Below are 17,341 nucleotides of genomic sequence, written 5' to 3'. Positions count from 1 at the left end.
CTACCGAAGTCGATGGAATCGCGACCGAGAATGCAGCTGAAACGGCAGGCAATTGTGATGGCTTCGGCCATGGCGGCGATAGTTGCCGCGGTCGGGGCGGCCGCTGCGCACCCCCACGTCTTCGCCGAGGCCCGCCTTGACGTCATCCTCAGCCCGGATCACCAAAGTGTGAAAGCGCTGCGCCATCTCTGGCGCTTCGATGACCTGTTTTCGAGTACGGTGATGATGGAGTTCGACAAGAACTCCGACCTGAAGCTTGACGACAAGGAGCTGAAGGAAGTCGCCGACACCGTTCATGCCTCGCTCGCCGAATTCAACTACTTCCAGCTCGTCACCGTCGACGGCAAGGACGTGCCGATGACGCCGCCGCCGCATCTGATGGCCAATTTCGAGGACGACCAGCTGATCATCCTGTTCGAGTCCGAGCCGAAGCAGCCGATCAAGCTGTCCGGCAAGATCGACATCGGCGTCTACGACCCGACCTTCTACACGGCGATCGATTTCATCGAGGATTCCAACATCACGGTCGAAGGCCTGCCCTCGACATGCACCAAGAAGGTCGTCCGTCCGGATCCGGACGAGGCCATAGCCGAGAACCAGAAGACCCTGACGGAAGCCTTCTTCAACGATCCGACAGGCACCGACATGAGCAAGATCTTCGCCACCAAGCTCGAACTGAACTGCCCGCCAGAAGGATAGATCCGGTGATGAAACCGTCCCCGCGCCTGGCGCTCGGCCTCGTGGCCGCCGCTCTGCTGATGACGCACTTCCTCGGCTCCGCCCATGCCCAGAGCTCGCTCGGCATCGGCACCAATGACGGCATGGCCCCCACCGCCAGCGGTCCTTTCGCCCACATCCTGATGTGGATCAATCTCAGACAGCAGGAGTTCTACCGAGCGCTGGCGACGGCGATGAAAGCGATGCGCCAGGACGGCAGCAAGATGTGGCTGCTGATAGCGCTGTCCTTCGCCTATGGCATTTTCCACGCCGCTGGCCCCGGTCACGGCAAGGCGGTGATCTCGTCCTACATGGTGGCCAACGAAGTGGCGCTGAAGCGCGGCATCCTGTTGTCCTTCGTCTCGGCCCTGCTGCAGGGGCTGACGGCGATCGCCGTGATGCTGCTCGCCTATTTCGTGCTGCGCGGCACCACCGTCTCGATGACCGACGCTGCATGGTTCATGGAGATCATGAGCTTTGTCTTCGTTACCCTGTTCGGTGCCTGGCTGCTGTGGCGCAAGCTCGGCCCGACCGTCCTGCGCCTGTTCGGCACCGGCCCGGCCTACAGTCTCTCGGCTGCTCACGCCCATTCGCATGCGGGCCATTCCCATGCCGCGCATGGCCATTCGGCGCATTCCCACGTGCGTCACGCCCACAGCCATGACGACCACGATCATACGGACCATGACCATTCGCATGATCACGACCACGGGGCGCATGCCCACGATCATCACGGCCACGGCGCGCACGACCACAGCGCGCATGCCCATCACGATCACGCGGCGGGCGAAGTCTGCGAGACCTGCGGCCATTCGCATGCACCGGACCCGGCGCTGCTGTCGGGCGATCGTTTCGACTGGCGCACGGCGTGGTCGGCGGTGGCCGCCGTCGGCATCCGCCCCTGTTCCGGCGCGCTGATCGTGCTGAGCTTCGCTCTGCTCAACGGTCTCTGGCTCGGCGGCTTGCTGTCGGTCCTGGCGATGTCGCTCGGCACGGCGATCACGGTCTCGGCGCTGGCGACGCTCGCCGTCACCGCCAAGAACTGGGCCGTCTATTTCGCCAGCGACGGCCGCATGGGCAACCGCATCCACTCGATCGTCGAGATCGGCGGCGCGGCCTTCGTCTTCCTGTTCGGATTGCTGCTTCTGTCAGCCAGCCTGACGGGCAGCGTTTAACCCGCGACCTTGCCGTCCAGCTCATCCTCGATATGGGCGTGGATGATCTCGTCGAAACTCTCTTCGGCGCTAAAGCCGAGTTCCCTCGAACGCCGCGCCTCGAACCGCGTCGGCCAGCCCTTGACGATCGCCCAGACCGTCTCGTCGGGCTGCTCGCGGATCAGCTTCACCGCACTGGCGCCGGCGACGCGTTCCAGCGCCTCGATCTGCTCGCCGACCGTCACGGCGACGCCGGGCATGGTCAGGTTGCGGCGCGACCCGACGGCGCTGCCGTCGATCCCCGCCGCATGGATCAGGAAGTTCACCGCCGAGCGCGGGCTGGCATGGGTGTGCACGACCGAGCGCGGCACCGGCAGAATCGCCTCCTGACCGCTCAACGGCTCGCGGATGATGCCGGAGAAGAAGCCTGAGGCAGCCTTGTTCGGCTTTCCGGGCCGCACGCAAATGGTCGGCAGCCTGATGCCGATGCCGTCGAAGAAGCCGCGCCTGGAATAGTCGGCAAGCAGCGCCTCGCCCATCAGCTTCTGCGTGCCGTAGGACGTCAGCGGCGTCGGGTGGAACTCGTCCGGGATGACATCCGGAAACGGCGCGCCGAACACGGCGATCGACGAGGTGAAGACGAGGCGTGGCGCGAACGCCGCCAGCCGGACGGCATCGAACAGCGCACGCGTGCCGTCGAGATTGACGCGGTAGCCGAGATCGAAATTGGCCTCCGCCTCGCCCGACACGATGCCGGCAAGATGAAAGATCACGTCGGGGAGCGAGGCGACCAGGCTTGCCGTCGCGCCGGGTGCTGCGAGGTCGCCGGTATGGATGGAGGCATCGACGCCTTCGATGGCGGGCGCCTGCGGCGGCACGATGTCGTGCAGGTCGAGCGCGGTGATCCTTTGCCCGCGCAGCGTCCGGTCTTTCGCCAGCCGGGCAATGAGCTTGCGGCCGACCATGCCTGCCGCGCCAGTGATCAGAATGCGCATTGTCAAAGACCCTTTTTGCGTTGGCTGCGGCCGCGCAGCCAGAACACGACGAACAACGCCAGCAGGAAGATAGCCGCGACAATGACTGCAAGAACGGTCGAGACGCTGCCGACCGCCAGCATCACCGTTGGCAGCCAATAGGCGGCGAGGCCGAACAGCAGCATGATCCATGCCGCCGCGATCAGCGCATTGCGCGTATCGCGATCCATCACGCGCGCCCGCTGCGACGGAAAATCAGGCTCATTGCCAATGTCATAGGAGTTCCTGCGTCAGTGATAGTGACCGTGATGCGGCGCCGTACCGTGTGCATGGTCATGGTCGTGGTCATGCTCGTCATCGGCGCAGTGCCCGAATTCCGGTTCGACAGTGGCATGGCTGATGCCGTGCTCGGCCGCAAGCCGTTTCTTGATGGCGCTGACCGCGGTATGGGCATCGACCCCGTCATTGAGGCAGGCGTGCAGCGTCGCCATGTTGGCTGAGCCGTCGAGCGACCAGACATGCATGTGATGCACCTCGCGTACGCCCTTCACCGTTCCCTCCAGGTCCTTGGCGATGAGATCGCGGTCGAGGCTGGCCGGCACGCCTTCGAGCAGGACATGGGCGGCTTCGCGCATCAGCGACCACGCCGTCGACAGGATCAGCAGCGAGACCAGCACCGACAGGATCGGATCGATGGGCGTCCAGCCGGTCGCCAGGATGACCAGCGCGGCCACGATGGCCGCTGCCGAGCCGAGCAGGTCGCCCAACACATGCAGGATGGCGCCGCGCATGTTGAGGCTGTCGCGATCGCCGCCATGCAGCACGAAGAACGAACCGACGTTCACCAGAAGGCCGACGATCGCCACCACCAGCATCGGTCCGCCGAGCACCGGCGCCGGCGTCATCAGCCGTCCCCAGGCCTCGTAGACGATCCACAATGCGATGGCGAAGATGGCGATGCCGTTGGTATAGGCGACTAAAGTCTTGACGCGGCCGAAGCCATAGGTGAGCCGGACAGTCGCCGGCCGTCCGGCGAGATGGAAGGCATACCAGGCAAGGCCGAGCGCGATCGAATCGGCGAGCATGTGGCCGGCATCCGCCAGCAGCGCCAGCGACCCCGTCAGCAGGCCGCCAAGCGCCTCCGCGACCATGAAGCCTGCCGTCAGGCAGGCGGCGATCAGCACCCGCTTCTTGTCGGTCGAGCCGTGCACATCGCCGGCGCCATGGCTGTGGCTGTGCCCTTGCGAACCGTGCCCATGCGAACCATGCCCATGCGAACCATGATCGTGGCTATGCGCCATCTGCCTGCTCCTATTGCGCGCTGAACTCGGCGCGAAATTCCTCGAGCCGCCGCTTCTGCCGGCCGTCACCATCGAAATTGGCCGGGTCGAGCCATGCCTCATAGGCTCTGCGCAGATCAGGCCATTCCTTGTCGATGATCGAGTACCACGCGGTATCGCGGTTTTCACCCTTGACGACAAGATGCTGGCGGAAAATGCCCTCGAACTTGAAGCCGAAACGCTCGGCCGCGCGCTTCGACGGCTCGTTGCGGTTGTTGCATTTCCATTCGTAACGGCGATAGCCGAGTTCGTCGAATATGTACTTCATGAACAGGAACTGCGCTTCGGTCGCCGCCGGCTTGCGCGAGATGATTGGGCCCCAATAGATGTTGCCGATCTCGATGACGCCATAGGCCGGATCGATGCGCATCAGCGTCTGGCGTCCGGCGACCTTGCCGCTGGCCTTGTCGATAACGGTGAAGAACAGCGGATCCTCGCTGGCTTCGACCTTGTCCAGCCAAGGCTGGAAAGCGGCACGGGTTTCCGGCGGATAGTCGGGCAGCCAGGCGAAGCGGCCGTCGATGTCAGGCACCGATGACGCTTCGTAGAGGCCGTCGCCATGCTTTTCGGCACTCAGCGGCTCAAGCCTGACAGTGCGGCCTTCAAGCACCTTGCGTTCGGGCCGCGGACGCGGCTGCCAATTCTTGAGATTATCCGACACGCAAGGCTCCAATCCGTTTGACTTTTGTGGCCGGACGCTCACAAAAACGCACGCTGAGAGAAAGAACCACAGGGACGGGAAAAATGCTCCACACGATTTCAGCCTTCGACCGTCTCGGCGAGGAAAATGCCTTCGCGGTGCTCGCGCGCGCCACGGCGCTTGCCCATCAGGGCCGCGACATCGTCAATCTCGGCATCGGCCAGCCCGACTTCAGGACGCCACAGCACATCGTCGAGGCGGCGATCAAGGCGCTGCGCGACGGCCACCATGGCTACACGCCGGCCAACGGCCTGCTGGCGACGCGCGAAGCGGTGGTGCGCCGCACGCTGACCACCACCGGCGTCGAAGTCTCACCCGAGAGCGTGATGATCCTGCCAGGCGGCAAGCCGACCATGTTCGCCGCGATCCTGATGTTCGGCGAACCGGGGACGGAAATCCTCTATCCCGATCCCGGCTTTCCAATCTACCGCTCGATGATCGAATTCACCGGTGCGGCCCCCATTCCGGTGCCGATCCGCGAAGAGAACGGCTTCGCCTTCTCGGCCGAGGAGACGCTGGCGCTGATCACGCCGAAGACCAGGCTCCTGATCCTCAACTCGCCGGCCAACCCGACCGGCGGCGTTACGCCGCGCGCCGAGATCGAGAAACTCGCGAAAGGGCTGGAAGCCCACCCGCATGTCGCCATCCTCTCCGACGAGATCTACGACGTGATGACCTATGACGGCGAGGCGCATTGCTCGCTGCTCACCTTCCCCGAAATCCGCGACCGGCTGATCGTGCTGAATGGCTGGTCGAAGACCTGGGCGATGACCGGCTGGCGCATGGGCTGGTCGATCTGGCCGAATGGCGACAAGAGCGCCCATCTCTACGACAAGGTGCGCAAACTGGCGGTCAATTGCTGGTCCTGCGTCAACGCGCCGAGCCAGTTTGCCGGCATTGCCGCCATCGACGGACCGCAGGACGACGTCGACAAGATGATGCGCGCCTTCGACAACCGCAGGAAGGTCGTGGTCGAGGGGCTGAACGCTCTGCCCGGCGTCTCGTGCATCACGCCGAAGGGTGCTTTCTACGCCTTCCCGAATGTCTCAAAGACCGGCTGGAAAGCGAAAAAACTTGCCTTGGCGCTACTCGAGGAAGCCGGCGTGGCGCTGATCGGCGGCCCCGACTTCGGCATTCTCGGCGAAGGCTATGTCAGGCTCTCCTACGCCAATTCCGAGGAGAACATCCTGCGCGCGCTAGAGCGGATCGAGGCGTTCCTGGCGAAGTAACCAAGGTCGCCCGGCCGGGTCCCCGCTGCTTCGCAGCGTCCCGGCGTTCGCTGGCCTTCATCGTGCCAATGGCACGATGAATTCGCTTACGCGAACGGCTGCTCACCCACGCCCGACGAACGGCATCTTCGTCGCCATCACGGTCATGAACAGCACGTTGGCGTCGAGCGGCAGGCTCGCCATATGGACCACAGCGTCGGCGACGCGCTCGACATCCATCACTGCTTCGGCGGCGATCGATCCATTGGCCTGCGGCACGCCGACCGTCATTGCTTGCGCCATGTCGGTCAGCGCATTGCCGATGTCGATCTGGCCGCAGGCGATGTCATAGGGCCGGCCGTCGAGCGCCAGCGTCTTGGTCAGTCCGGTGATGGCGTGCTTGGTCGCGGTGTAAGGCACCGAGCCAGGCCGCGGCGCATAGGCCGACACCGAGCCGTTGTTGATGATGCGACCTCCCATCGGCTGCTGCCGGCGCATGGCGCCGAAGGCGGCGCGCGCGCACAAGAACGAGCCGGTGAGATTGACCCCGACGATGTCGGTCCACACCTCGACCGGGATCTCGTCGATCAATGTCGACTTGTAGCCCATGCCCGCATTGTTGAAGAGCAGGTCGACGCGCCCGAAAGCCTCCAGCACCGTCTCGAAAAGATCGTCGACCTGGTCGGCCTTGCTGATGTCGCAGGCAACCGCCAGCGCCTTGGCATCCGTTTTCCCGGCTTCAGCGATCGCCTCCTCCAGCACCGCCTTGCGGCGGCCGCAGAACACCGTGTTCCAGCCCGCCTTGAGCAGCGCGGTCGCGACACTCTTGCCGATGCCCGTACCGGCTCCGGTGACGATGGCGGTTTTCTCTGTGATGGCTGTCATCGCCGTCCTCCCTGATCATGGCTGGAAGAACATGTGCCATCGCAAATGACGGCTCCCATGGCAAGCCGAACCGTTCGTGATCCGTTCAACAAAAAGGGCGGTCATTGGCGACCGCCCCTGATCTGAACCGGGCTTGGGAGGAGGAGAAGCCGGTCCGACTGCTTAGAATGATGCGCTTGCTCGGTTAACGAGGCACTAACGCAATGGCGTCCACCTCGGCTGCCCGGAGTGCTCGCCTGAAGCCTACCAGCGCGGATTGGGCGAGGTTCCAGCCGGCACCTTCGCCGCCGACACCGTCGCCTCGACATGATCGACCAGCGCGTCCGGCAGGCCGAGACGTCCGGCGAGCAGGTCGAGATAGCCGCGTTCGGCGCGCGTGTCGGGATCGATGGTGAGGCGCGAGGCCGTATAGAGTTCGAGCTTCTGCGCATCGGTCTTGGCGCCGGCGACCAGCGTATCGAGGTCGAGCGGGCTCTCCAGTTCGGCCATCAGGAACTTCTCCGCTTCCGTACCGATGCCGGACAGGCTGAGCTTGCCGGCGATCTTCTGGCGCTCTTCGTCGTCGACATGGCCATCGGCCTTCGCCGCCGAGATCATCGCCCGCACCAGCGTCAGCGTGAATTCGTCCTCGCCTTGCGGCGCCTGTGACGGATGGAAAGCGGTGTCGGCGGGCGGCGGCAGCAATTCCGGCTCGCCGGCGGCCGGCGTTTGCGCCGGCGCATTGCCGGCCTTGTAGTTCTGGTAGGCCTTGTAGGCGAGGCCGCCAATGGCGGCCAGTCCGCCAAGCTTCACAGCCGTACCGGTAACCTGCCGGCCGACGCCGGTTCCAAGCAGCACCGCAGCCAGTGCGCCGGCGGCAAGCGGATTGTCCTTGGCCATCTGCACGGCCTGGCCCGCCTTGTCGCGGACGGTGCCGCTCGTGCCGGGGATTTGCGAGCCCAGCAGATCGTCGAGGAGCTTCTTGGGATCGAACATCGGTGCCTCCAGAATTTACCCGGCCGAACGGGCAGGTTTCGAACGTCGAAGAGGTAGGGCCCGCACATTGACATTACAATGACAAGTGGTCGCTTTGTTGGAAATGCCGGCGGCGGCGCAAATTGAAACCGACGTGTCGAAACCGGCCCCGGCTTCGGCTAGTGTCGCGGCCTTGTCGACGAGGGAGGAGTTCGCCGTGACCGTTGAACCAGACCGCGCGCCGGCGCGGGATCCACAGGATCTGGAGCGCCTTTTGATTGCCCGCCAATGGGCTGGTGACATCGACGGAATGGTGGCGCTATTCGAGCCAAACGCCGTTGTCGACAGCGGCGAAGGTCAGTTGACGCGTGGCCGGGAGGCAATCCAAACGCTCTTCGCCGAAATCACCGCGACGGGCCGGAAATTCGCCGCCGGAGAGCAGCGCCCCGCCCTCATCAATGGCGACCTGGCGCTGACGTCAACCAAGCTGCCTGACGGGAGCATAACCACCGAGGTCGCTCGCCGGCAGGACGACGGCACATGGCTGTGGGTTATCGATCGCTACTCCGTCGTGTAGCCTTCCCTTAGAGCCTTCTAGGTAAGTGCGGACATCGCCGCCAGCGAGTCCATGTAGTCGCGCCAACCCACAATCTTCCGATCTTCAATCGTGACAACCGAGATGAAGCGGTTTTCGTAGAGCTTGCCGGAGCCGACTGCGTTGCCCTGAACTTCATACTCGAGGATGACGACACCGGGAGTCTGGGAAATGTTCACCACGAGCGCGTCCGCGCCATGCAACACCATGCCCTCCCCGTAACCCGCATACAGAGCCATGAGGGCTTCACGGCCCACAAGCTTTGACGGCCAGCCACGAAATCGATAGCGAAACTCGAACACCGCGTCGGCAGCGATCGTGTCAAAGTAGTGATCACCGTCGACAAAGCCTGCCAGGCCCTGCCTAACGATGTCGAAGAAAGGATCGAGCGCGGAAAACGCAGCATAGGCAGGGTCACGCATCGCTCTATTCCCGTGTTCAGAACACCGACCTTAACCGCACGTACTGTCAGCTCTCCACGGTGCAATTCTAGCCGGGGCACGCAACGTATATGGGTCGGCAATCTACCTCCAGAGACATTTCCGCCAGCTGGCATGGGCGCGGCGACGGCACATGGGCCTCCGCTGGTGTCTCGCCCGGGCACCAAGTCTCAGATTCTAACCGCTAGCCGCCGATATGCGGACCGTCACCACGCGCCTGCGCGAGTTCGACCTGGCGCTGGCGCTCGGCATAGCGGGCGCGATCCTCATCGGAGCGCGCATCGAAGCAATGCGGGCATGAGATGCCGGCGGCATAGCGCGGCGACAGCAGGTCCTCCGCGATCAGCGGATGCCGGCAGGCGCGGCAGAGCTCGGCCTCGCCCTCGGCGAGGCCATGCGATACCGAGACACGCTCGTCGAAGACGAAGCATTCGCCTTGCCAGAGGCTTTCCTCCGCCGGCACCTCTTCGAGATATTTGAGAATGCCGCCCTTGAGGTGGAACACCTCCTCGAAGCCGAGCGACTTCACATAGGCCGTCGCCTTCTCGCAGCGTATGCCGCCGGTGCAGAACATTGCGACCTTGCGGCCTTCCAACTCTTCCCGGTGTTTTTCGACCCAGGCCGGGAACTCGCGAAAACTCGATGTCGCCGGATCGACCGCGCCCTTGAAGGTGCCGATCGACACTTCGTAGGCATTGCGCGTATCGATGACGACGGTGTCGGCGTCCGAGATCAGCGCGTTCCAGTCGGCCGGCGCGACATAGGTACCGGCACCGGCCGAGGGGTCGATATCCTCAACGCCCATGGTGACGATCTCGCGCTTCAGCCGCACCTTCATGCGGTGAAACGGCATCTCGGCGGCGCTGCTGTATTTGACTTCGAGCCCGGCCAGCCCTTCGATCGATTCCAGATGTTCGATCAGCGCCGCTATATCAGCCTCGCTGCCGGCGACCGTGCCATTGATGCCCTCATGCGCCAGCAGCAGGGTGCCCTTGATGCCGCGCCCGCAGCAGAAGGCGGCGAGCGGGGCGCGCAGCGCCTCGAAGCAGTCGAGCTGGGCAAAACGGTAGAGCGCGGCGACGCGAACAGGTTGATCGTGGGTGGACCTTGTCATCGCCAAGCCACTAAACTCCGCTGAAAGCCAATTCAAGGCAGGGTGAACGTGACAGCTTTGGGCGTTTGAGCGCGTGACATCGCGACACGCCTGCTTTCGTGGACTCGGAATCCGCCTTCTGCTAATCGGTTGAAATCATCGATACCGGAGAGACAAGCGAATGCCCAGCAAGACCGAAAAGCTCCTGTCGCTCCTCGATGGCCAGCCGGTCATCCCGGTGCTGAAGATCGCCGACGTCAAGGATGCCGTGCCACTCGCCCGGGCGCTGGCCGCCGGCGGCCTGCCGGCAATCGAGATCACGCTCAGGACCGCCGACGCGCTGGAAGCGATCCGGCGCGTGGCCGGCGAAGTCGAGGGCGCCGTTGTCGGCGCCGGCACCATCTTGGATGCAAAGCAATTCGACGAAGCAGCTAGCGCCGGCTCGAAGTTCATCGTCAGCCCCGGCATCACGCGCGAGCTTCTAGCGGCAGCAAAGAACAGCCCAGTTCCGCTGCTGCCCGGCGCCATCACGCCCGGCGAAATCATGGCCGCGCGCGAAGCCGGCCTGCGCTTCCTGAAATTCTTCCCGGCCGAACAGTCCGGCGGCATAGCCTCGTTGAAAGCCTTCGCCTCGCCGCTCGCCGACGTGAAGTTTTGCCCGACCGGCGGCATCACCGGCAAGAACGCCGCCGACTATCTAAGCCTGCCCAACGTCATCTGCGTCGGCGGCTCCTGGGTGGCGCCGGACGAATTGGTCAAGGCCGGCAAGTGGGACGAGATCGAAGCCCTGGCGCGTGCGGCGAGCAAGCTCGGCCGATAGTGCTCTTCTCCCGAAAGCAAGACCCGGCCGGCTTGCGCCGACCGGGCCACAATCTCCTGCCTTGAACAGGATCAGTGACAGACTTTGACCTTTTCGACGACCTTGCGGTGATGCACCCAATGTGTGACCACCTTGGTCCTGCAGTGATGCTTGCCGGTCTTGATGATCACCGTTTCGGCCTGCGTGGGAGCCACAGCCGCGGAGACAGCAGCCGGGGCCAGAACTGACGCTAGTAGAATGTTCTTCATGAATATCCCCAAGGTTGTAACGCACGCATCCTAACCCGGAAAGCGTGTGCTGTTCCGCCATCACAAGAAAGTTTAGTCCGCTGTGATCTTGCCGGCTCGAAGCTGCGTCAGGCTTGGATAAATGCCGTTGCCGGCTGGTTCCCGCTCATGGGCTCGAACCACGATTCACGCCTTCAAAGGGCGCTGTCCTACCATTAGACGAAGCGGGAATGGTGCCTGCTGGTTAGCATCCCGATGCAACGAAAGCCAGCGCGGAGCTGTGACGTTCTCGCTGTCTGCAGCAACAGGCCACATCCCGAAAAAGCAAAAGCCGCGCGGTTGCCCAGCGCGGCTTTGGTTTGCTTGATCGATCCGCTACTTGGTCTGGAAGCGGGCGACCGAAAGGAACTTGACCGCGTTGCCGGTGAACCGGTTGGGATCCACCGTCTCGCTCTCCGGCTGGAAGCCGGCCGTATAGACCTCGCTCGGCGGCGTATGCACGATGTTGTAGGCATAGCGCGGCGCTGTCGTCGGGCTGGAAACGGTGGCGACATACTCATTGCTGTTCAGCGCCCAGCGCGCCGCCTGCGGCGCGGCGGCAACCACCACCGCCTTCGGGCCTGGCTTCAGATCGCGGGCGGTGGCCCTGGCTTCCTTGCGCGTCGTCTTCACACCTGCGCCGATCGCCAGCGCGGGATCGGTACCGGCGGGACGGGCAGCAATGGCATCGCGCGGCGATGCCGCATCGACGCCGGCTGGGTCGTTGAACGCCGAACGCGGCTCGGAGATCGAGGCGACCTGATAGTCTGCGCCCGCCGCAGCACCTGCATCGCTCGTCGCGCTGACCCGTTCGAGAACCGCTTTGACCTCATCCTGCCCGACCTGATCCGGCTTGACCTCATCCGGACGCGCGGACGGCAAGACCGAGAACGCGTCGGTCGCGGTCGTGTTGTGCTGGGCCGTATCAGCCAGCGCGAGCAGCACATTCTTGTCCTGCTGTGCAAGATCGGCCGGCAGGTCCGGACGCCAGCTCGGCAGCGGAATGTTATTGACCGCGACCTGCGCCGGATCGGCGGCAGCCGCATTGGCCGGCTCGGTCATGCCGAATGGAACACTGACCGGCGCATGCGCAGTCGCCACCGTCTGCTCGGTGGTTGCGGTGGCGTCAGCCATGCCGAACGGAACGTTCTCTGCCGTCTGCGGGCCGACATCGGTCTTCGGGCGCGGCGCAAAATCAGGCAACGGAATCTCGCGCGCGGGCAGCGCCGCGATGATCGTCTCCGGCGTATCCTGCTGCTGCTCGGGTTCGGCTGCGTTCTCGTCGGCAAGCTGCGGAATGTTGGCGCGCTGCGCATCCTTCGGCGACACAATGGCTATGCCAGGCAAATTGCTTGGCTTGGCGCTCGCCGCCGGCTTTGCGGCCTTCGGCTTGGGCGCGGGCGCCGCGCTCGCCACATCGGCACTGTCGTCGGCCTCGTCGTCGCCGCCGCCAAAGAAAGCAGAAAGGAAGCCACCGGATTTCTTGTAACCGCCGCCGGCGCTGGCCAGTTCAATGGCGGGAGAGCCGGAGCCCTTGCGCGCCTTGTAGGAGGCCAAGGCCTGCTGATAGCCGGGCAGCGGCTTGCCATCGCTCGGCACATGCAGCGTCTTGCCGTTGGGGAATACCCTGACGAGTTCCTGGCGGCTGATGCCCGGCCAGTGACGCACATTGCCGACATCCATGTGCACGAAGGGCGAACCGGACGACGGATAATAGCCGACGCCGCCGCCTTGCATCCTCAAGCCGATGTCGCGCAGCTTCTTCAGCGGCACGCCTGGAATGTAGAAGTCCATGGCCTTGCCGAGCATGTGCTGGCTTTTCTCGGCGACGCCCCGGCTGCGGCTGCGCAGCATCGAGTTCGTCGACGGCGAGCGATAGCCACAGACCACCTGGATATAGTCGGTGGCGCCACTCTGCCGATAGGCTTCCCACACCAGATCGAGCAGGCGCGGGTCCATCTTGGTCGGCTCGTTGCGGCGCCAGTCGCGCAGGATGATGTTGATCTTTCGCAAACCCTCCGGAACGTAGCGGCCATTTCGCTTGTAGACGATCTCGGCCTTTTCGTGCGTGTGGAGGTGATAAAGCTTCAGCGAACGTGTATCGGCGCTTGCCCCGGTCGCGGCTGCGGACAGGAACGAAACAGCAAGGATCACCGCTGCCAGCCATCTCGGCCAGACGCTCATGTGATAGTGCCGCCCGTCTTTGTGTCGTTCGACTTTGTTCAAATCAAAAGGCCTTGCAGGCTGCCGTTTGTCCCCGGATTTGCCCAAACGGATGCGTGGTTGTTCACATCCGAATATCGATCCTAATGGTTAATCATCGCTTATTGAAGCCGAAATGCGGTAACACCGTGGCGATATCCCGTCAAAAATAATGCACGGGGTTTCTTGGTAAACTGCTGGTTTAGATCATGATTCCGCCTCCGATCGAAACACGATCTGTTACCGTCAGCCTTAATGTGTGAACGGAACCGCCACCGTGCCCGGCCCGCGCCTTGCCCAGTTGAAACCGTCGATCTTGTCACGACAACTAAGGGTGCAAGCTGGTCCGGACCTTGCGGGACAAGGCCTTGCCCGTCAGGAAGCGAGGCGGTCGAAGCGGCCGCTTTCCGGGTCGATGCCATATTCCTTGAGCTTCCTGTAGAGCGTCGAGCGGCCGATGCCGAGACGGCGCGCGACCTCGCTCATCTGGCCGTTATAGTGATCGATCGCCAGCTTGATCATTTCAAGTTCGACATCGGCCAGCGCGCGCACATTGCCGCGTTCGTCCAGTGCCCTGAGCGTCCCGAAACGCGGCTGCAGCCTGGTCGGCGGATCAGCTTCGCCGGCGGCAAATCCTTCATCGGCGGCCGCGGCACCGTTGGCGCGTGGCGAATCGTCGGAAGTCGGGCCGGGACCGGGCATCGCGACCTCGGCATCGAGATTGACCGTGCCTTCCAGCTGCGCGCGGATCTGCGGGAATTCCTCTTCCGTCAGCACATCGCCCTCGGCGAGCACCGAGGCCCTGAAGACGGCGTTTTCCAGCTGCCTGATGTTGCCCGGCCAGTCATAGGCCTGCAGCATGGCAAGCGCCTTGGCCGAAATGCCGTGCAGGCGATGGCGCGGATCGGCCGGCGCGACCTTCTCCATGAAGTGCCTGACCAGATGGGGAATGTCGTCGCGGCGGTCGCGCAGCGGCGGCACGAAGATCGGATAGACGTTCAGCCGGTAGAACAGATCCTCGCGGAATTTGCCGTCCTTGACCTGCTGCAAGAGGTTGCGGTGCGTCGCCGAGATCAGCCTGATGTCGACTCTGACGGTCGAGCGTCCACCGACCGGATCGACCTCGCCATCCTGGACGGCGCGCAGGAGCTTGACCTGCACGTCGAGCGGCAGGTCGCCAATCTCATCGAGGAACAGCGTGCCCGAATGCGCCTCGACGAACTTGCCAGTGTGTTTTTCGGTGGCGCCGGTGAACGAGCCCTTCTCGTGGCCGAACAGGATCGATTCGACCAGATTGTCGGGAATGGCGCCGCAATTGACAGTGACGAAAGGCTTCGAGCGGCGGTCGCCGCTGCCCTGGATGGCGCGCGCCACCAGTTCCTTGCCGACGCCCGATTCGCCTTCGATCAGGATCGGGATGTTGGATGCCGCCGCCTTCTGGCCGAGACGGATCACCCGGTCCATCGCCGGACTGTGGGTGATCATGTCCTTGAAGGTCAGGTGGCCGCCGCGTCTTCGCGACGTGCGCTTCATCTCGTCCTCGACCGCCTCGACCTTGAGCGCGTTGCCGATCGATGTCTGCAGCCTGTCGGGCGAGGCCGGCTTGACGACGAAGTCGAAGGCGCCGTGGCGCATCGCCGAAACGACGGTCTCGATGCCGCCCTGCGCGGTCTGCACGATGACCGGCACATGGATGCCGCGCTCGCGCATCGCCTTGAGCACGCCGATGCCGTCGAGGCCCGGCATGACCAGGTCGAGGATGACCACCGAGACCTCGCGCGCACCGGGGCCGTCGAGAACCGCGAGGCCTGCTTCGCCGCCGTCTGCGACGATCGCGCCGTGGCCGAATTTCGTCACCGCCGCCTCGAGCAGCCTGCGCTGCACGGGATCGTCATCGACTATGAGAATGGAACCTGTCATGACTGTGTTTTATGCCCGCCTGAGAATTCCCCATGGATCATCTTGGCACAGGGTTCTAAATAAGGTTTCAAAAAACCCGGTGAACGAATTCCTTAGGATTTGACCGGCTTCTCCTTTCCCCTTGATTCCGGAAGGTATTGTTGATGCGCATGATGTTCGATCGGCGGCTCGCGGCGCCAGCAATCGGTCACGGCGCGTCCGAGTTGGGCGATCTGCCGGAATGGAACCTCGCCGATCTCTACTCCGGCATGGAGGCTCCCGAGCTGACGCGCGACATCGCCAGGGCGGCAAGCGATGCCACCGCCTTCGAGAGCCGCTGGAAGGGCACGCTGGCCGCCGAGGCCGGGCGCGGCAGCGCAGGCAAGCTGGGCGAAGCGCTGCGCGCCTATGAGGGACTGGAGGAACTGATCGGCCGCATCGTCTCCTATGCCGGGCTGGTCTATGCCGGCAACACGGCCGATCCGCAGCGCGCCAAGCTCTATGGCGACATCCAGGAGAAGATGACCGACGCCAGCGCGCATCTTCTGTTCTTCGCGCTCGAGCTGAACCTGATCGACGACGCGATAATCGAGAGCGCACTCGCAGCCGACGCTGGCTTCGCCCATTACCGGCCCTGGGTGCTCGACCTGCGCAAGGACAAGCCCTTCCAACTCGAAGACCGGGTCGAGCAGCTCTTCCATGAAAAGTCGATCACCGGGCGCGGCGCCTGGAACCGGCTGTTCGACGAGACGATGACGGATCTGCGCTTTGACGTCGACGGCGAGGAACTGGCGCTGGAGCCCGCGCTGAACCGCCTGCAGGACGCCGACGGCGAGGTGCGGCGCCAGGCTTCCGAAGCGCTGGCCGCCACCTTCCGCAAGAATTTGCGTACCTTCACGTTGATCACCAACACACTGGCCAAGGACAAGGAAATCTCCGACCGCTGGCGAGGCTTCGAGGACATTGCCGATTCACGCCATCTCGCCAACCGCGTCGAGCGCAGCGTGGTCGACGCGCTGGCCCTGGCCGTACGCGAAGCCTATCCGCGCCTGTCGCACCGCTACTACGCGATGAAAGCGCGCTGGCTGGGCATGGAGGTGATGAACCACTGGGACCGCAACGCGCCCTTGCCCGAGACCCCCCAGGCGGTCATCCGCTGGGACGACGCCAGGGACACGGTGCTGTCGGCCTATCAGCGCTTTTCGCCCGATATGGCGGAAATCGCCCGAACCTTCTTCGACCGCAACTGGATCGACGCGCCGGTCAGGCCAGGCAAGTCGCCCGGCGCCTTCGCCCATCCGACCGTGCCGTCGGCGCATCCCTATGTGCTGCTCAACTACATGGGCAAGCCGCGCGATGTGATGACGCTGGCGCATGAGCTTGGCCACGGCGTCCACCAGGTGCTGGCCGGTGGCCAGGGCGCGCTGATGGCCTCGACGCCGCTGACGCTGGCCGAGACGGCATCCGTCTTCGGCGAGATGCTGACCTTCCGTTCGCTGCTCGACCAGACCACCGACAGGCGCGAGCGCAAGGCCATGCTCGCCCAGAAGGTCGAGGACATGATCAACACCGTGGTGCGCCAGATCGCGTTCTATGAATTCGAGCGCAAGGTGCATGCCGAGCGCAAGAACGGCGAGTTGACCTCCGACCGGCTCGGCCAGTTCTGGCTGGAGGTGCAGGCGGAAAGCCTCGGGCCGGCGATCAAGCTGCGCGACGGCTACGAAGTGTTCTGGACCTACATCCCGCACTTCATCCATTCGCCCTTCTACGTCTATGCCTATGCCTTCGGCGATTGCCTGGTGAACTCGCTCTATGCGGTCTACCAGAATGCCGAGCGCGGCTTTCAGGAGAAGTATTTCGAGATGCTGCGCGCCGGCGGCACCAAGCATCATTCCGAGCTTCTCGCGCCCTTCGGCCTCGACGCCACCGATCCCGCCTTCTGGCAAATCGGGCTCAGCGTGATCGGCGGCCTGATCGACGAACTGGAAGCGCTGGACAAATGACAGGCTGTCTCGACGCTCGGCTTGGTCAAAATAGATTAGCCGAAGCGCATGTTGGGACCGTTCTATTCTTGTCCTAAATATCTGTTCTTGA

17 protein-coding genes and 1 tRNA gene are annotated in these 17,341 nt (G+C 63.8%); 6 read left to right on the top strand and 12 right to left on the bottom strand.

All coding sequences use genetic code 11. From position 1 onward, the window contains the following. Positions 1 to 30: 30 nt before the first annotated feature. Together AC1RUK_RS02240 and AC1RUK_RS02235 are read left to right on the top strand one after the other, a co-directional pair. Positions 31 to 699 carry a DUF1007 family protein gene (locus AC1RUK_RS02240; RefSeq protein WP_481836943.1) on the top strand — a complete coding sequence of 223 codons (669 nt, stop codon included), beginning with the start codon at positions 31 to 33 and terminating at the stop codon, positions 697 to 699. Between the two features lie 8 nt (positions 700 to 707). Then, entirely contained in the window at positions 708 to 1,892 is a 1,185-nt protein-coding gene (locus tag AC1RUK_RS02235) for a nickel/cobalt transporter (protein WP_481839605.1), read from the top strand. On the opposite strand, the gene denD is transcribed toward AC1RUK_RS02235, so the two are convergent. The 4 genes from denD to AC1RUK_RS02215 are packed head-to-tail and all read right to left on the bottom strand — an operon-like array spanning position 1,889 to position 4,846. Next, positions 1,889 to 2,866, bottom strand: coding sequence for a D-erythronate dehydrogenase (gene denD, locus AC1RUK_RS02230; protein ID WP_481836944.1), 978 nt, complete (start codon positions 2,864 to 2,866; stop codon positions 1,889 to 1,891). The genes AC1RUK_RS02235 and denD overlap by 4 nt on opposite strands. Positions 2,867 to 2,868: 2 nt before the next feature. Continuing rightward, the gene (locus tag AC1RUK_RS02225) at positions 2,869 to 3,075 is read right to left on the bottom strand and encodes a hypothetical protein (protein WP_120014869.1); all 207 of its coding nucleotides are present in this window, start codon (positions 3,073 to 3,075) and stop codon (positions 2,869 to 2,871) included. 60 nt (positions 3,076 to 3,135) lie between these two features. Then, on the bottom strand, positions 3,136 to 4,146 hold the full coding sequence (locus AC1RUK_RS02220) for a cation diffusion facilitator family transporter (protein ID WP_481836945.1): 1,011 nt from the start codon (positions 4,144 to 4,146) through the stop codon (positions 3,136 to 3,138). 10 nt (positions 4,147 to 4,156) lie between these two features. After that, positions 4,157 to 4,846, bottom strand: a complete 690-nt coding sequence (locus AC1RUK_RS02215) for a GNAT family N-acetyltransferase (RefSeq protein WP_481836946.1) — start codon at positions 4,844 to 4,846, stop codon at positions 4,157 to 4,159. Between the two features lie 83 nt (positions 4,847 to 4,929). Here AC1RUK_RS02215 and AC1RUK_RS02210 point away from each other — a divergent pair, with 83 nt between their 5' ends. Beyond that, on the top strand, positions 4,930 to 6,114 hold the full coding sequence (locus AC1RUK_RS02210) for a pyridoxal phosphate-dependent aminotransferase (protein WP_481836947.1): 1,185 nt from the start codon (positions 4,930 to 4,932) through the stop codon (positions 6,112 to 6,114). 102 nt (positions 6,115 to 6,216) lie between these two features. On the opposite strand, the gene AC1RUK_RS02205 is transcribed toward AC1RUK_RS02210, so the two are convergent. Together AC1RUK_RS02205 and AC1RUK_RS02200 are read right to left on the bottom strand one after the other, a co-directional pair. Further along, positions 6,217 to 6,978 carry an SDR family oxidoreductase gene (locus AC1RUK_RS02205; RefSeq protein WP_436173345.1) on the bottom strand — a complete coding sequence of 254 codons (762 nt, stop codon included), beginning with the start codon at positions 6,976 to 6,978 and terminating at the stop codon, positions 6,217 to 6,219. Positions 6,979 to 7,221: 243 nt separating this feature from the next. After that, the gene (locus tag AC1RUK_RS02200; RefSeq protein ID WP_481836948.1) at positions 7,222 to 7,953 is read right to left on the bottom strand and encodes a tellurite resistance TerB family protein; all 732 of its coding nucleotides are present in this window, start codon (positions 7,951 to 7,953) and stop codon (positions 7,222 to 7,224) included. A 196-nt stretch (positions 7,954 to 8,149) separates the two neighbouring features. Between AC1RUK_RS02200 and AC1RUK_RS02195 the strand changes: the two genes are divergently transcribed. Then, positions 8,150 to 8,509 carry a YybH family protein gene (locus AC1RUK_RS02195; protein WP_481836949.1) on the top strand — a complete coding sequence of 120 codons (360 nt, stop codon included), beginning with the start codon at positions 8,150 to 8,152 and terminating at the stop codon, positions 8,507 to 8,509. A gap of 17 nt (positions 8,510 to 8,526) precedes the next feature. Here AC1RUK_RS02195 and AC1RUK_RS02190 read toward each other — a convergent pair whose 3' ends face one another. Together AC1RUK_RS02190 and trhO are read right to left on the bottom strand one after the other, a co-directional pair. Beyond that, positions 8,527 to 8,949: a nuclear transport factor 2 family protein gene (locus AC1RUK_RS02190; RefSeq protein WP_481836950.1), complete on the bottom strand. Its 423-nt coding sequence runs from the start codon at positions 8,947 to 8,949 to the stop codon at positions 8,527 to 8,529. Between the two features lie 202 nt (positions 8,950 to 9,151). After that, on the bottom strand, positions 9,152 to 10,081 hold the full coding sequence (trhO, locus tag AC1RUK_RS02185; RefSeq protein ID WP_481836951.1) for an oxygen-dependent tRNA uridine(34) hydroxylase TrhO: 930 nt from the start codon (positions 10,079 to 10,081) through the stop codon (positions 9,152 to 9,154). 160 nt (positions 10,082 to 10,241) lie between these two features. On the opposite strand from trhO, the gene AC1RUK_RS02180 reads away from it, so the two are divergent. After that, positions 10,242 to 10,880 (top strand): 2-dehydro-3-deoxy-phosphogluconate aldolase, encoded by a 639-nt coding sequence (locus AC1RUK_RS02180; RefSeq protein ID WP_481836952.1) that lies wholly within the window; start codon positions 10,242 to 10,244, stop codon positions 10,878 to 10,880. A 71-nt stretch (positions 10,881 to 10,951) separates the two neighbouring features. Here the strand turns inward: AC1RUK_RS02180 and AC1RUK_RS02175 are convergent, their stop codons facing one another. The 4 genes from AC1RUK_RS02175 to AC1RUK_RS02160 form a co-directional block, all read right to left on the bottom strand. Beyond that, positions 10,952 to 11,128 (bottom strand): hypothetical protein, encoded by a 177-nt coding sequence (locus tag AC1RUK_RS02175; protein WP_481836953.1) that lies wholly within the window; start codon positions 11,126 to 11,128, stop codon positions 10,952 to 10,954. A gap of 135 nt (positions 11,129 to 11,263) precedes the next feature. Beyond that, a tRNA-Gln gene (locus AC1RUK_RS02170) sits at positions 11,264 to 11,337 on the bottom strand. Positions 11,338 to 11,482: 145 nt separating this feature from the next. Next, entirely contained in the window at positions 11,483 to 13,330 is a 1,848-nt protein-coding gene (mepK, locus tag AC1RUK_RS02165) for a peptidoglycan L,D-endopeptidase MepK (RefSeq protein ID WP_481836954.1), read from the bottom strand. A gap of 393 nt (positions 13,331 to 13,723) precedes the next feature. Then, on the bottom strand, positions 13,724 to 15,268 hold the full coding sequence (locus AC1RUK_RS02160; protein WP_481836955.1) for a sigma-54-dependent transcriptional regulator: 1,545 nt from the start codon (positions 15,266 to 15,268) through the stop codon (positions 13,724 to 13,726). 143 nt (positions 15,269 to 15,411) lie between these two features. Here AC1RUK_RS02160 and AC1RUK_RS02155 point away from each other — a divergent pair, with 143 nt between their 5' ends. Beyond that, on the top strand, positions 15,412 to 17,250 hold the full coding sequence (locus tag AC1RUK_RS02155; RefSeq protein WP_481836956.1) for a M3 family oligoendopeptidase: 1,839 nt from the start codon (positions 15,412 to 15,414) through the stop codon (positions 17,248 to 17,250). Positions 17,251 to 17,341 lie beyond the last annotated feature (91 nt).

It is taken from the genome of Mesorhizobium monacense (assembly GCF_056781675.1).
Note: the sequence above shows the minus strand (reverse complement) of the source record. Positions and strands in the feature narration are given on the sequence as shown.

Bases quoted from the DNA above. Each gene is read 5' to 3' on its own strand.
- AC1RUK_RS02175 (WP_481836953.1), bottom strand. From the start codon at position 11,128: ATGAAGAACATTCTACTAGCGTCAGTTCTGGCCCCGGCTGCTGTCTCC.
- AC1RUK_RS02235 (WP_481839605.1), top strand. From the start codon at position 708: ATGAAACCGTCCCCGCGCCTGGCGCTCGGCCTCGTGGCCGCCGCTCTG.
- AC1RUK_RS02190 (WP_481836950.1), bottom strand. From the start codon at position 8,949: ATGCGTGACCCTGCCTATGCTGCGTTTTCCGCGCTCGATCCTTTCTTC.
- AC1RUK_RS02225 (WP_120014869.1), bottom strand. From the start codon at position 3,075: ATGGATCGCGATACGCGCAATGCGCTGATCGCGGCGGCATGGATCATG.
- denD (WP_481836944.1), bottom strand. From the start codon at position 2,866: ATGCGCATTCTGATCACTGGCGCGGCAGGCATGGTCGGCCGCAAGCTC.
- AC1RUK_RS02205 (WP_436173345.1), bottom strand. From the start codon at position 6,978: ATGACAGCCATCACAGAGAAAACCGCCATCGTCACCGGAGCCGGTACG.
- AC1RUK_RS02155 (WP_481836956.1), top strand. From the start codon at position 15,412: ATGCGCATGATGTTCGATCGGCGGCTCGCGGCGCCAGCAATCGGTCAC.
- AC1RUK_RS02200 (WP_481836948.1), bottom strand. From the start codon at position 7,953: ATGTTCGATCCCAAGAAGCTCCTCGACGATCTGCTGGGCTCGCAAATC.
- AC1RUK_RS02210 (WP_481836947.1), top strand. From the start codon at position 4,930: ATGCTCCACACGATTTCAGCCTTCGACCGTCTCGGCGAGGAAAATGCC.
- AC1RUK_RS02180 (WP_481836952.1), top strand. From the start codon at position 10,242: ATGCCCAGCAAGACCGAAAAGCTCCTGTCGCTCCTCGATGGCCAGCCG.
- AC1RUK_RS02220 (WP_481836945.1), bottom strand. From the start codon at position 4,146: ATGGCGCATAGCCACGATCATGGTTCGCATGGGCATGGTTCGCATGGG.
- trhO (WP_481836951.1), bottom strand. From the start codon at position 10,081: ATGACAAGGTCCACCCACGATCAACCTGTTCGCGTCGCCGCGCTCTAC.
- mepK (WP_481836954.1), bottom strand. From the start codon at position 13,330: ATGAGCGTCTGGCCGAGATGGCTGGCAGCGGTGATCCTTGCTGTTTCG.
- AC1RUK_RS02240 (WP_481836943.1), top strand. From the start codon at position 31: ATGCAGCTGAAACGGCAGGCAATTGTGATGGCTTCGGCCATGGCGGCG.
- AC1RUK_RS02160 (WP_481836955.1), bottom strand. From the start codon at position 15,268: ATGACAGGTTCCATTCTCATAGTCGATGACGATCCCGTGCAGCGCAGG.